This window comes from Paenibacillus cisolokensis, from assembly GCF_018403665.1.
GTDB lineage: Bacteria > Bacillota > Bacilli > Paenibacillales > Paenibacillaceae > Paenibacillus_AH > Paenibacillus_AH cisolokensis.
Window position 1 is genome coordinate 1 of sequence record NZ_BOVJ01000114.1, and the last position, 13,710, is coordinate 13,710.

Genomic DNA, 13,710 nt, shown 5'->3' on the forward strand with positions numbered 1-13,710 from the left:
GGTCAATGATTTCGGTTCAAGCCGGTCCTGGGCCTGGCTCGCATTGTTTTTGAAAAAATAGGTTTTACTATAGGATGACATGGATAGACAGTATAGTAAGCAGATACGTTAGCGAGAGGAAGTGTCCATATATGAGCAGCGAGTTCACGCTGAAACTCGACCCGGAACGCGTCAGGGAAATGCCGATGGTCGATCTGGCGTTCGAAGTTTTGAAGGCGGCCAATACGCCGTTTTACTACCGGGACCTCATTACGGAAATTGCCAAAATCCGGGGACTGTCCGACGAAGAGCTCGATCAAGTCATCGCACAGATATATACGGAAATTAATATTGACGGCCGTTTCGCTTGCGTAGGGGGCAACACTTGGGGATTAAAGCGCTGGTATCCGGTTGAGCGCTCCGAAGATTCGGTGACGAACGCAAAACGTCCGCGGATCATTAACGACGACGACGATCTGGACGACGAGGACTTGTACACGGACGAGGAAGTTGACAGCTATGCCGGCGATGACGACGGCTTCGACATCTTCGACGACGATACCGAGGATCTGTTTGACGAGGCCGACGAAGACGTTGATGTGGACGACGATGTCGTCGTCGATGACGAAGAGCTCGAAGACGAAGCCTTGGTCGACGAGTTTGAAAATGAAGTGGATGAAGAGGAAGAAGTGGAAGAAGACTTCGAACCGGACGACGAGAGCGTTGAGGACGATCGTTAACGCATCGGGCCGGCACATGCTCGCAACACGGCAGACGCCTTCATTTCTGCGGAAAACGGGGGCGTCTGCCGTTCACCTTTAATCCGGGACGGCGTCGTTTCGGCCGTTTCGGAAAGCCGCAACGGCTTGCTTGACAGGCTACCGTTCAGAGTATAAACTATTGCATGGGCTTCTGATTCGATAACATTTTGGGATAGATATAAAAGCATGGAAAGTGCCCCGTGGACACGGGTGTCACTTTTTTTGTTTTTTTCGGGAAGTAGTCATCCGTTTTGCGGGCAATCTAACATTAATTCATGAGGCATGGAGGGTATCATCAAGTGACGAAGTACATTTTGTAACCGGCGGCGTCGTATCTTCGCTAGGCAAAGGAATTACGGCGGCATCGCTCGGAAGACTGTTGAAAAACAGGGGTCTGAAGGTGACGATCCAAAAATTCGACCCGTACATTAACGTTGACCCCGGCACGATGAGCCCTTATCAGCACGGAGAGGTATTCGTTACCGACGACGGAGCCGAAACGGATCTGGACCTTGGCCACTACGAACGTTTCATCGACATAAATTTGTCCAAAAACAGCAACGTGACGACTGGCAAAATTTATTCGACCGTGATTTCCAAAGAGCGGCGCGGTGAATACCTTGGCGGCACGGTTCAGGTCATTCCGCATATTACGAACGAAATCAAGGATCGCGTATTCCGCGCCGGCAGAGAAGCCGGTTCCGACGTCGTCATTACGGAAATCGGCGGTACGGTCGGCGACATCGAAAGCTTGCCGTTTCTGGAGGCGATCCGGCAGATCAAGAGCGATATCGGGAGAGACAACGTGATGTATATTCATGTTACGCTCATCCCGTACATCAAGGCTGCCGGCGAGGTGAAGACGAAGCCGACGCAGCACAGCGTCAAGGAGCTCCGCAGCATCGGCATTCAGCCGAACGTGATCGTATGCCGGACGGAATATCCGCTTGCCGATGATTTGAAGCGGAAAATCGCCCAGTTCTGCGACGTCGACGCCAATGCGGTGGTGGAATGCCGCGACGCCTCGACGCTGTACGAAGTACCGCTTATGCTTCGCGAGCAGGGGCTTGACGATATCGTCGTCCAGCATCTGAAGCTGTCCGCGACGGAGCCGGATATGACCGAATGGAGGAAGCTCGTTGAACGGGTCAAAAATCTGGCGAAGTCGGTGGAAATCGCCATCGTCGGCAAATATGTCGCGCTGCATGACGCCTATCTGAGCATTGTGGAAGCGCTCGGCCACGCCGGCATCGACGCCGACTCGGAAGTGCGGATTCGCTGGGTCAACGCCGAGGAGTTGACGCCGGACAATGTGGCGGACGAGCTTCGGGGCGTACACGGCATTCTCGTTCCCGGCGGGTTCGGGGATCGCGGCATCGAGGGCAAAATTATCGCGATCCGTTATGCGCGCGAGCAGGGCGTTCCTTTCTTCGGCATTTGTCTCGGCATGCAGGTGGCGGTCATCGAATATGCGCGCAACGTTCTCGGGCTCGAAGGGGCGAACAGCTCCGAAATCGATCCTTCGACCGTTCATCCGGTGATCGACTTGCTGCCGGAGCAGAAGGACATCGAGGATTTGGGCGGAACGATGCGGCTTGGCCTTTATCCTTGCAAGCTGGCCGACGGATCGCTCGGCATGCGCGAATACAACGACGAGCTGGTCTACGAACGGCACCGGCACCGGTACGAGTTCAACAACGAGTACCGCGATCGCATCGAAGCGGCGGGACTTCGGATTTCGGGAACGTCTCCGGACGGGCGGCTGGTCGAAATGGTGGAGCTTCCGGACCATCCGTGGTTTTGGCCGTGCAGTTCCATCCGGAATTTACGTCCCGGCCGAACCGGCCGCAGCCGCTGTTCCGCGGCTTCGTTCGCGCGGCTTTGCATTACGCCAACTGACACTTCTGCATTTTTATTCCTCTGTTAGCAGGATTCCTGCAATTTTGACGCGAATAACTTAGATATCCTAATGAATATGGAAAAGATGGCCAAATCGTTTGACGCGTCGCAACCAAGCGGGGAGGTAATGCAGTTGGAGAAGAAGAAAGTGTTGATTGTCGATGACCAGAACGGCATCCGCGTCCTGCTGATGGAAGTGTTTAGCAGCGAAGGATACGTCACTTTTCAAGCGCCCAACGGCAAGCTGGCCCTGGAAATTGTAAGGCAGGAGTCGCCTGACCTTGTGCTGCTCGACATGAAAATTCCAGGCATGGACGGACTCGAAATTTTGAAGCATATCAAGTCGATCGACCGCGACATTAAGGTGATCATGATGACGGCGTACGGGGAACTCGATATGATCAAGGAAGCGACGGACCATGGCGCGCTCATGCATTTCACCAAGCCGTTCGATATTGATGAAATGAGGATGGCGGTCAACATGCAGCTACGCGGCGGCGAACCGAAAAATCGTTATGCAGTCGGATCCTGACATTGGTTCAGGATCTTTTTTTTGTACCCGGACGGTATGCAGAAAGAGGCATTACCATTAGCTGTCCTAATATGGTATAATAACGCAGTATGACAAGTCGGAACGGGCTTGAGATTTTAAGACGGTCATTTTAGGGAGGATATGAAACAATGCCACTTGTCTCGATGAATGAGTTTTTGCCGAAAGCAAAAGCAAACAAATTTGCGGTCGGTCAGTTTAACATGAACAATCTGGAGTTCGCACAGGCGATCACCGAAGCGGCTATTGCCGAAAATCGCCCTTCATCTTCGGGGTTAGCGAAGGCGCCCTGAAATATATGGGTATCGAATATACGGTGGCGATTGCGGAAGCGGCAGCCCGCAAGTCCGGATTGCCGATCGCGCTTCACCTTGACCACGGCAGCAGCTTCGAGGTCGCTATGCAATGTATCCGCGCCGGCTTTTCCTCGGTTATGTTCGACGGCTCCCACTATTCGCTGGAGGAAAATATCCGCCTGACCAAGGAAGTCGTCCGGGCCGCTCATGCCATGGGCGTATCGGTCGAAGGGGAACTCGGCACGATCGGCGGCGTCGAGGACGACATCAGCGTGGACGAAGAGCATGCCGCGCTTGCGAAGCCGGAAGAGGCGATCCGCTTCTATGAGGAGACGGGCGTTGACGCATTGGCTATCGCTGTCGGCACCGCTCACGGCATGTACAAGGGCGAGCCGAAAATTCATTATGACATCATCCAGAAAGTGGCTGACGCGATTCCGGTGCCGATCGTGCTCCATGGCGGTTCCGGCGTACCGGACGAAGCGATCCGTCAATCGATCCAGGCCGGCGTAGGCAAAATCAACGTCAATACCGAGAATCAGGTAGCCTGCACCAACGCGATCCGTGAAGTATTGAGCGGCGACAGCAAAGTATACGATCCGCGCAAATATTTGGCCCCTGCCCGCAATGCGATGATCGAAGTCGTAAGGGAAAAGATCCGTCTGTTCGGCAGCAGCAATCAAGCGTAACTCGACCTCATATATCCGGAAACGACCGCCCCGATATGGCGAGGCGGTTTTTCCACACCAATGCGGAAGACCGCATCATCAACCGTTCCTGTCGGCAACATAAAGCCCGTTCTGGACATTCGGATCCCGGCCTCTCATCCCGGAAAGGCCTGAATTCGATGGCTTCTGCAATGCTTGACGCGGCTGCTCGCAAGCGGGCGGCCTGCGGATAAGCATTTCTCACCTTTGCTCTCTTCCAATGGAGGATTGGGAAACGTTATGGAGAAATTATTGATTCGCGGCGGTCGCCCGCTGCGGGGAACCGTTGCGATCAGCGGTGCCAAAAACAGTGCAGTCGCGCTGCTGCCTGCGTCCATTCTTGCCGAATCGGAAGTTGTGCTGGACAATTTGCCTCATCTGAGCGATGTGGCCGTATACTGCGAATTGCTTGAGGAGCTTGGAGCAAGCGTGCAATGGACCGGGGATACGATCCGGATTGATCCGTCCGCGCTTCGTTCGAAACCGATGCCGAACGGCAAAGTGAAGCTTCTGCGCGCTTCCTATTACTTGATGGGAGCGTTGCTGGGCAGATTCGGCGAAGCGACGATCGGTCTTCCCGGAGGATGCAACTTCGAGCCCCGTCCTATCGATCAGCATATCAAAGGTTTCGAAGCGCTTGGCGCCACCGTCCGCAACGATCACGGCTCGGTACACATTTCGGCGAAAAAGCTGAAGGGCGCGAAGATTTATCTGGACGTGGCAAGCGTTGGAGCGACCATTAACATTATGCTGGCGGCTTCCCGTGCCGAAGGTGCGACAATTATCGAGAACGCGGCCAAAGAGCCTGAAATCATAGATGTAGCGACACTTTTGAACGCCATGGGCGTCAAAATCAAAGGCGCCGGTACCGAAACGATTCGCATTGAAGGTGTCGAAAGCCTGCATGGCTGCCGTCATTCCATCATTCCCGACCGCATACAGGCAGGTACGTATATGATTGCCGCCGCCGCCACGGGCGGAGACGTTCTAATCGATAATATTATTCCGAAGCATCTGGAAGCCGTGACGGCCAAGCTGCGCGAGATGGGCGTGAACGTCGAAGAGTTTGACGAGTCGATCCGCATTGTCGGCGCTCCGGAATATTCGGCGGTCGACGTCAAGGCGCTGGCTTATCCGGGATTTGCGACCGATCTTCAGTCGCCGATGACGAGCCTGCTTACGCAAGCGAAAGGCGTCAGCCTGCTGAGCGACTATGTTTACAGCAACCGCTTCAAGCATGTGCCGGAGCTGATGCGGATGGGCGCCAACATACGCGTCGAAGGAAGAACAGCCATCATCGAAGGCGGCCGGCTGAACGCCGCCAAAGTGCGCGCTGCCGATTTGCGCGCGGGCGCCTCGCTTGTCGTTGCCGGGCTTGCGGTCGAAGATGGTGTAACCGAGGTTTCCGGTGTAGAGTTTATCGATCGGGGTTACGACAATCTGGTAGACAACCTTCGTCTTCTTGGCGCGGAGGTTTGGCGGGATTCGGATTAAACCGGCAGGGTGCCGGTTATAGGCGGCGCCCTTTCCGGCAAAGCTTGATAGAAATAAAAAATTGAATAAAGTGGTGAGCGTATTGAGTGATCTTCAGATCGCCGATTTGGAAGAAATGAAGCTAACAGAGCTTTACAAGCTAGCAAAACAGTTTCAAATTCCGTATTATGGCCAACTGAAAAAGAAAGAATTGATTTTCGCCATCTTGCGTGCGCAAGCCGAAAAGAGCGGCCTTATGTTTATGCAGGGCGTGCTGGAAATTTTGCCGGAAGGCTTCGGATTTTGCGTCCGATCAATTATTTGCCGAGTTCGGAAGACATTTATATTTCCGCTTCCCAGATTCGAAAATTTGATTTGCGGAACGGCGACCTTGTGTCAGGAAAGTGCAGGCCGCCCAAGGAAAACGAGCGCTATTTCGGATTGCTCCAGGTCAACGCCGTCAATGGCGAGAATCCCGACCATGCGTCGGAACGTCTTCATTTTCCCGCGCTTACTCCCCTGTACCCGGAAAAAAAGCTGGTTCTTGAAACGTCTCCACACAAACTTTCCACGCGCATCATGGATTTGCTCGCTCCTGTCGGTCTTGGTCAGCGGGGATTGATTGTGGCGCCCCCGAAAGCGGGCAAGACGCTGCTGCTCAAGGAGATCGCCAACAGCATTTCGGAGAATTATCCGGAAATCGAACTGTTCGTGCTGCTGATCGACGAGCGGCCGGAGGAAGTGACCGATATGCAGCGGTCTGTCAAAGGAGAAGTGGTCGCTTCCACATTCGATGAGGTGCCGGAGCATCATATTAAAGTGGCGGAGCTTGTGCTGGAGCGGGCGCTGCGGCTTGTGGAGCACAAGAAGGATGTCGTTATTTTGCTCGACAGCATTACGCGCCTGGCGCGGGCGTATAATCTGGTCGTTCCGCCGTCGGGGCGGACGCTTAGCGGCGGTATCGACCCGGCCGCTTTCCATCGTCCGAAACGGTTCTTCGGATCGGCGCGCAATGTGGAAGAGGGCGGCAGCCTGACGATTCTCGCTACGGCGCTTGTTGAAACCGGCTCGAGGATGGACGATATTATTTACGAGGAATTCAAAGGAACCGGCAATATGGAGCTTCATCTGGATCGCCGTCTGGCCGAGCGCCGCATTTTCCCCGCTCTGGACATCCGCCGTTCCGGTACGCGCCGGGAAGAAATGCTGCTGACGAAGGAAGAGCTCGATAAAGTGTGGGCGATTCGCAAAAGCATGAACGATTCTCCGGAATTCGTCGACAATTTCCTGAAGAAGCTTCGCGAAACGAAGACGAACCAGGAGTTTCTCAGTATGCTTGACACTTCGGGCATCGGGGCGCCCTCTTCGGGAAGCTCCGGCGGCATGGCGGGCCGCAGGAATACCCGAACGACGCCTGTCTGAACCAGACCGGCAGGGCGGTTTCAAGAGGGGGAACGCATATGAAGCTCGTCTATGCTGACGAGAAGGGTCAAGTGTTTGACAGCGAAAAGTGGATCGGACTCGGGCGAAGCGGCGACATGATCGTCGAGCTGCTGGAAGACGAGCTTATTCCGCTGCCGGAAGGCGCGACGCTGGTTGGGCTGCCGCATACGCGGCCGATCGGGTTGAATGTCCGGACGGGGCAGATGGAGAAGCTGCCGGAGAATATGCAAGCGGTAGGAGCGCTGCTCCCGCAAGGCTATACTCGCTTGGCGATTCCCGGATATGTCAAAACGGACAAAACGCAAAAGCTGCCGCTGTTCGGCTATACGGCCGTAGTCTGGAAGGACGGGGAATTTTACGTTGCCGCCAGCAAGAGCGACGACCCGCAGCGGTGGAACCCGCTCAATTGCGACCGGCGGGAGCTGCGCGTTCAGGTGGACCGGCTGCTCGCCAAATACCCGGACAACCGCCTTTACCGTCATTTGTCCAATTGCGCGCTCGGTTATGAATGTCTGACGGCGGCCAATACGTTTTTGCAGCGGTGGGAAGGTGCGGTTCCGGTATCGTATTCGTGCAATGCCGGCTGCTTCGGCTGCATTTCCGAGCAGCCGGACGACAGCGGTTTTCCGGCGCCGCAAACGCGCATGAATTTCCGGCCGACCGTCGACGAAGTGGAACAGATCATGCTGGAGCATCTTCAAACCCCGGACGCGATTATCAGCTTCGGGCAAGGCTGCGAAGGCGAGCCGTCCACGCAGGCGGCGATCATCGTCGAAGCGATGCGCCGCGTTCGCAGCAAGACGTCGAACGGCTACATCAATATCAATACGAACGCGGGTCTGACCGATCATATCCGGGCGATCGTCGATGCCGGCCTCGATCTGATGAGAGTGAGCACCATCAGCGCGATGGACGACCATTATAACGCATATTACAAGCCGCGGGGCTACAGTCTGGCCAATGTGGAACGGTCGCTTCGTTATGCCGCGGACAAAGGCGTTTACACGTCGATCAACTACCTCGTTTTTCCCGGCGTGACCGATCGGGAGGAAGAAATGGAAGCGATGATCGGCTTTGCGCGCCGGACGGGACTTCGGCTGATTCAGATGCGCAATCTGAACATCGATCCCGAGAGCTATCTGGAGCTTATTCCCCCGCCGCAGGGAGAGGTCTACGGCATGAAGCAAATGCTGGACATTTTCCGGGAGGAGCTGCCCGATGTGGTTATCGGTTCCTATACCCGCGTCCCTCCCGCTGCCGGTAAAGTTTAGCGGCCTTGCCGGAGGCATTGCTATTCCGGCATGCGGCGTGATATAATCCGTTTATGTGCGTATTTTAACTCTGGGCTCGCAACGTAGCCCAGGGCGGAAAGAGGTGAACGAGATGAAACCGGATATTCATCCGAACTATCACGTCACGACTGTAACTTGCGCTTGCGGCAACAGCTTCGAGACCGGTTCGATCAAACAGAACCTGCGTGTCGAGATTTGTTCCGTTTGCCACCCGTTCTTTACGGGTAAGCAAAAGTTCACGGACGTAGGCGGCCGTATCGACCGTTTCAAGAAAAAATACGGTATGTAATGGCATCCTGGCTCAATTTAGCAGAATGCGTCAGACCTCCCTTAGCCATCCTATGGATGAAGGGAGGTTTTTTCATGCCGTTCTATACGGTTGCGAGACGGCGTCTGCTGCGCCGATTCATCATCGTGCTTTCCTTGCCTCTGCTGCTGGCCGGCTGCCAGAACAACGATGCCCGGACCGGTCCGACCGCCAAGTCTTACGGAAACGACGGGCATCTCGGGATGGTTAACAGCAACCCGCTGCTGCCGGGAAGACAGCCGCATTTCGATTATCGCGCGCAAGCTGATTTTGTGAAACAGAAACTGCAAAGCTTAAACGGGATCGAAAGTTCGCGCATTACGTTTCATGGTCCGCATTTGTATGTCACATTGAAACCGAGCAAAGATCTGGATGACGAGGGCGTGCGGGAGTTGGGCAGCAAAGCCCAAGCGATGCTGGAATACAATATGCCGACCTACCGGGTCCACGTCAAAACGGCAAGATAACCGGCTTTGTCATGACCCCGGTTGCTTCTATTTTCAGACAGTTGCGATTTAAGGTGGAATGGGCTATACTTATGTTTGCCGTGCTAGATGGGGAGGTAGCGGTGCCCTGTAACTCGCAATCCGCTGTAGCGAGGTTGAATTCCTGCTTGAGGTTATGCTGATGCGAGGCCTGGTGTTCGTGAACAGTGCTGACAGTCGGGTCCTCCGCAATGGATACTTGTGAACCCGGTCAGGTCCGGAAGGAAGCAGCCGTAAGCAAGCCCATCCATGTGCCGGGGGAGTGCCTGGCTCGAGCTGGAATCGAGAGTGCCGTTCGGGTCGCATGGATCGAGGGCAGGTGCACGGTATACATATTACAAAGGATCAAACCCTCTGCAGAGAGGGTTTTCGATTTTTTTTGCAGTTTTTTTGCAGCTGCTGCTTGCGGACAGGCAGCGGCTTTTTTGCTGCGGCAAAAAGCGATTTGGCGGGCTTTGAGCCGGCCGGCAATTTTCTCATGCTACCGGTTCGTGTATAATAAGGTAATCGGATGGATAGAAAGGAACGATCGGCGTGTCACATATAGCTTTGTATCGAGCCTGGCGTCCGCAGACGTTCCGGGACATGGTCGGCCAACAGCATATCATCCAGACGCTGCAGAACGCGATTCGCGAAGGGCGGATTTCCCACGCTTATCTGTTCAGCGGGCCGCGGGGAACGGGCAAGACGAGCGCGGCGAAAATTATGGCCAAAGCGGTGAACTGCGAGCACGGTCCGGCAACGGAACCGTGCAACGAATGCGCCGCTTGCCGCGGCATAACGGCCGGCAGTATTATGGATGTCGTCGAGATCGACGCCGCGTCCAACCGGGGCATCGATGAAATTCGCGATATCCGGGACCATGTCCGGTACGCGCCTTCCGAGGTGCGCTACAAAATTTATATTATCGACGAAGTTCATATGCTGACGACCGAAGCGTTCAATGCGCTGCTCAAGACGCTGGAAGAACCGCCTGGCCAGGTCATCTTTATGCTGGCTACGACGGAACCGCACAAGCTGCCGGCGACGATCGTTTCGCGGTGCCAGCGGTTCGACTTCCGGCCGGTGTCGCTGGAAGAACAAACCGAGCGATTGGCGCGCATCTGCCGCGAGGAGGGGATCGAGGCCGAAGCGGACGCGCTCGCTTATATCTCCCGGCTGTCGGAGGGCGGCATGCGGGATGCCATCAGCTTGCTGGAGCAGGTAGCGGCATTCGGCGGCGAGCGTATTACGCTTCGCGACGCCGTCGATGTGACCGGCGGTATCGCGGCCGATCAGTTCGCAAAGCTGGCCGAAGCGGTGCGGGATCGCGATGTCGCAGCGCTGCTCCCGCCTGTGGAAAATTTGATGCAGGCCGGCAAAAGCGCGGACAAGTGCATGGAAAATCTGATTTATTACTTCCGCGACCTGCTCGTGCTCAAGCTCGCGCCGGAAGCCGGCTCGACGGAACGCGTCGTCGATGCCGGCGCGTTTCGGGCTATGGCCGATTCGTTCTCTTCGGAACGGCTGTTTCGCATGATCGATATATTGAACGGTTACCAGAACGAGATGCGCTTCGCATCCCAGCCGCAAACGCTGTTCGAGGTTGCGCTAATGAAAATATGCACTTTGCCCGAGACGCAAGGCCAGACGGCAGCCTCGCCGCCGGAAGGAAACGATCGGACTTCTGCGGCGTCCGCCGACATCGTTCGCCTCGAGCGGAAGGTGGAGGCGCTGGAGCGCAGGCTGGAAAGCCTGATGCAGCAAGGGCCTGCCGCGGCCGCCGTGCAAGGAGCCTCGAGAGAACCGGCCGCAGGGGCGGATAAAGGCGCGTCGCGAGGCTCGGCCAGAAGCTTCGGACAGCGCGGCGGATTTGGCGGCGCGCTCTCTGGCGCGGGCCGCTCGGCCGTCAAGCTGGAACCGTTCCTGGCGGCCGCCGGCAGCCGGGAAACGGCGCAGGTGCGGGCGAAATGGAACGAGGTGCTTCAGCGGGTCAAGGACGCCAAAATTACGGTCCATGCCTGGCTCGTCGACGGGGAGCCGGTTTCGTCCTCCGGCGATGCCGTTCTTGTCGCATTTAAGAGCGCCATGCACCGGGAAACGACCGAGAAGCCGGCCAACCGGGAATTGATCGAGCGCGTTCTGCTCGAGTCGCTTGGACAGCCGACGAAGCTTTGCACCGTCATGCTGAAGGAATGGCAAGCGGCCATGGACCGCGCGCCGGCGTCCGGCGGTGAGCCGCTGCAGCTTCAGCCGGAAGAGGAAACCGGCGATGCGCCCGGCGCCAAACCGCCGTGGGTCGAAGAAGCGTACAGGTTGTTTGGCGAAGATATGGTAGAATTGAAGGAAGATTAAATTCGATTGGAAGAGGTGGCCACGCATGAATAATATGAACCAGATGATGAAGCAGGTTAAAAAAATGCAGGAGCAAATGCTGAAGGCGCAGGAAGCGCTCGGGAACAAAACGGTTGAAGGAACGGCCGGCGGCGGCGTTGTGACGGTCAGCATGAACGGGCATAAAAAGCTGCTTGGCGTGACCATCAAGCCCGAAGCGGTCGATCCCGATGATGTCGAAATGCTGCAGGATCTTGTGCTTACCGCCGTCAACGATGCGTTGGCCAAAGCGGAAGAGCTGGCTAATCAGGACATGGGCAAATTTACGGGCGGCCTGAAAATTCCCGGCCTGTTCTAAGCCGGCCGAAGAAGGCGGGACGTTCTCGTCCGAAAGGAGCTAGCACCCTTGTATTATCCCGAACCGATCGCCAAATTGATCGACTCGTTCACCCGCTTGCCGGGCATCGGTCCGAAGACCGCCGCCCGGCTCGCTTTTCATGTGTTGCGGATGAAGGAAGACGATGTGATCGATTTTGCCAAGGCGCTCGTCAGCGTCAAACGCAATTTACATTATTGTTCCATATGCTGCAATATTACTGACGTAGACCCGTGCCGCATTTGCCAGGACAAGACGCGCGATCCTTCCGTCATATGCGTCGTGCAGGAATCGAAAGATTTGGTGGCGATGGAACGGACGAAAGAATATCAGGGCCAATATCATGTGCTTCAAGGGGCGATTTCGCCGATGGAGGGTATCGGTCCGGACGAAGTCCGCATCGCCGAGCTGCTCAAGCGGCTGGAGGACGAACGGGTACAGGAGCTGATCCTCGCGACCAACCCCAATATCGAGGGGGAAGCGACGTCCATGTATATCTCCCGTCTCGTCAAGCCGTTCGGAATTCGCGTCACCCGCATCGCTCACGGCCTCCCGGTCGGGGGCGATCTGGAATACGCGGATGAAGTGACGTTGTCCAAGGCGCTGGAAGGCCGGCGGGAGTTGTCCTGACCGGGCGGCGAGCGGGGTAATATTTTACTGGACGTCAATCGAGGAGCTTCGATCACCGCCGGAACGTATTTCGGGGAGTCGAAGCTCTTTTGTTTTGCTCCTCCGCATGGTTCTATTTTGCGTGTCCGGTTCATAAAGATGTAACAGTCGGACAGCTGCGGGACAAGCGGGAGGAGGGGGCCGGATGAGACGTTGGTGGAGGAAAGTTCGGGAACGCGAAACGGCTGGCCAACGGGCGATGGAAGAAGCCGTCTTCGGAAGCAGGTTGCTGGGCGAGATTGAAGAAGCGCACCGGGACTGGGAGAATGCCAACCGGCATTTCGAGTATGCCGTCGGAAAGGATCAAATCGATTATGCCATTTATGCGATGGAGGCGGCGGAGAAACGTTATGAAATGCTGCTGCGCCAAGCGAAGCAGTTCGCCGTCACTCATCCCGTTTGGAGAAAGGGGACGGCCGGATGAGAACGGTATGGATCGCCCTGCTGGCCGTATCCGGACTCGGGCTTGCTGTCATGCTGCTGCGGCATCGCGTTTCGTGGTCGTGGATAAGCCGGTTTGCGCTTCATTTGACCGTGGCGGCGATCGCGCTCTATGCCCTTAACGGCATCGGCTTGATACCCGGCATGTATATCCCGCTCAATCCGGCCACGATCGGTACGGTCGTCGTGTTGGGGCTGCCCGGGGTAGCGCTTCTGGCGGGGCTTCAAATGACGGTAATATAGATCGTTGATCATTGATGCCGGCAACCGTTTCGCACATTAATTATGTCCAAACGATGCATACAGCCGGTTCTGCGGCGGCGCCGTCGGCCGGCTGATTTGTTATTTCCATGCAAGGTCCGCATATAGGAAACGGAAGCACGGAAAAAGCAGAAAAAGGCTGTTGACGGGCATAAGCGGTTTATGCTAAATTAGAACACGCGCCCGGACGAGCGCGACGGAGCCGAAAGCAATATGGAAGAAATTAAATGAAAAATAATGCTTGCATTAACGAGCTCCGGTGTGATATATTATAAAAGTCGCCGCTGAAACGGCGGTGAAACGAAAGCAGCATTTGTTCTTTGAAAACTGAACAACGAGCGAACTGCCCCGTCAATGAGAATTGACGGAAGCAACAATAATGAGCACAATCAACTTTACCTTTATGGAGAGTTTGATCCTGGCTCAGGACGAACGCTGGCGGCGTGCCTAATACATGC

General features: G+C 55.8%; 11 protein-coding genes, 1 rRNA gene, 1 other RNA gene and 3 pseudogenes. All 16 read left to right on the top strand.

Going from position 1 to position 13,710, the window contains the following annotated elements; all coding sequences use genetic code 11:
• Window positions 1-131 precede the first annotated feature (131 nt).
• The gene (rpoE, locus tag PACILC2_RS15820; protein ID WP_213529422.1) at window positions 132-719 is read left to right on the top strand and encodes a DNA-directed RNA polymerase subunit delta; all 588 of its coding nucleotides are present in this window, start codon (window positions 132-134) and stop codon (window positions 717-719) included.
• 292 nt (window positions 720-1,011) lie between these two features.
• Window positions 1,012-2,639: pseudogene (pyrG, locus tag PACILC2_RS15825) on the top strand (CTP synthase).
• A 127-nt stretch (window positions 2,640-2,766) separates the two neighbouring features.
• Window positions 2,767-3,171 (top strand): response regulator, encoded by a 405-nt coding sequence (locus PACILC2_RS15830; RefSeq protein ID WP_082654992.1) that lies wholly within the window; start codon window positions 2,767-2,769, stop codon window positions 3,169-3,171.
• A 149-nt stretch (window positions 3,172-3,320) separates the two neighbouring features.
• Window positions 3,321-4,174 (top strand): annotated as a pseudogene (gene fba, locus PACILC2_RS15835) (class II fructose-1,6-bisphosphate aldolase).
• Between the two features lie 258 nt (window positions 4,175-4,432).
• Window positions 4,433-5,686 (top strand): UDP-N-acetylglucosamine 1-carboxyvinyltransferase, encoded by a 1,254-nt coding sequence (gene murA, locus PACILC2_RS15840; RefSeq protein ID WP_062489466.1) that lies wholly within the window; start codon window positions 4,433-4,435, stop codon window positions 5,684-5,686.
• Between the two features lie 115 nt (window positions 5,687-5,801).
• Window positions 5,802-7,087: pseudogene (gene rho, locus PACILC2_RS15845) on the top strand (transcription termination factor Rho).
• A 38-nt stretch (window positions 7,088-7,125) separates the two neighbouring features.
• Window positions 7,126-8,379 (top strand): radical SAM family protein, encoded by a 1,254-nt coding sequence (locus PACILC2_RS15850; RefSeq protein WP_062489464.1) that lies wholly within the window; start codon window positions 7,126-7,128, stop codon window positions 8,377-8,379.
• A 112-nt stretch (window positions 8,380-8,491) separates the two neighbouring features.
• On the top strand, window positions 8,492-8,689 hold the full coding sequence (gene rpmE, locus PACILC2_RS15855; protein ID WP_062489462.1) for a 50S ribosomal protein L31: 198 nt from the start codon (window positions 8,492-8,494) through the stop codon (window positions 8,687-8,689).
• Window positions 8,690-8,763: 74 nt separating this feature from the next.
• A complete protein-coding gene (locus PACILC2_RS15860; protein ID WP_062489459.1) occupies window positions 8,764-9,174 on the top strand; it encodes a hypothetical protein in 411 nt (136 codons plus the stop codon).
• A 78-nt stretch (window positions 9,175-9,252) separates the two neighbouring features.
• Window positions 9,253-9,519: signal recognition particle sRNA large type (gene ffs / locus PACILC2_RS15865), an RNA gene on the top strand.
• 207 nt (window positions 9,520-9,726) lie between these two features.
• The gene (dnaX, locus tag PACILC2_RS15870; protein ID WP_213529424.1) at window positions 9,727-11,526 is read left to right on the top strand and encodes a DNA polymerase III subunit gamma/tau; all 1,800 of its coding nucleotides are present in this window, start codon (window positions 9,727-9,729) and stop codon (window positions 11,524-11,526) included.
• A 25-nt stretch (window positions 11,527-11,551) separates the two neighbouring features.
• Window positions 11,552-11,863, top strand: coding sequence for a YbaB/EbfC family nucleoid-associated protein (locus PACILC2_RS15875; RefSeq protein ID WP_062489456.1), 312 nt, complete (start codon window positions 11,552-11,554; stop codon window positions 11,861-11,863).
• A gap of 48 nt (window positions 11,864-11,911) precedes the next feature.
• Complete coding sequence (gene recR / locus PACILC2_RS15880) at window positions 11,912-12,511, top strand: recombination mediator RecR (protein ID WP_062489454.1); 600 nt, start codon at window positions 11,912-11,914, stop codon at window positions 12,509-12,511.
• A 184-nt stretch (window positions 12,512-12,695) separates the two neighbouring features.
• Window positions 12,696-12,974, top strand: coding sequence for a YaaL family protein (locus PACILC2_RS15885; RefSeq protein WP_062489452.1), 279 nt, complete (start codon window positions 12,696-12,698; stop codon window positions 12,972-12,974).
• On the top strand, window positions 12,971-13,234 hold the full coding sequence (locus tag PACILC2_RS15890; RefSeq protein ID WP_062489451.1) for a pro-sigmaK processing inhibitor BofA family protein: 264 nt from the start codon (window positions 12,971-12,973) through the stop codon (window positions 13,232-13,234). The genes PACILC2_RS15885 and PACILC2_RS15890 overlap by 4 nt, the downstream gene beginning before the upstream one ends.
• A 418-nt stretch (window positions 13,235-13,652) precedes the next feature.
• Window positions 13,653-13,710 (top strand): 16S ribosomal RNA (locus PACILC2_RS15895); the annotation flags it as partial.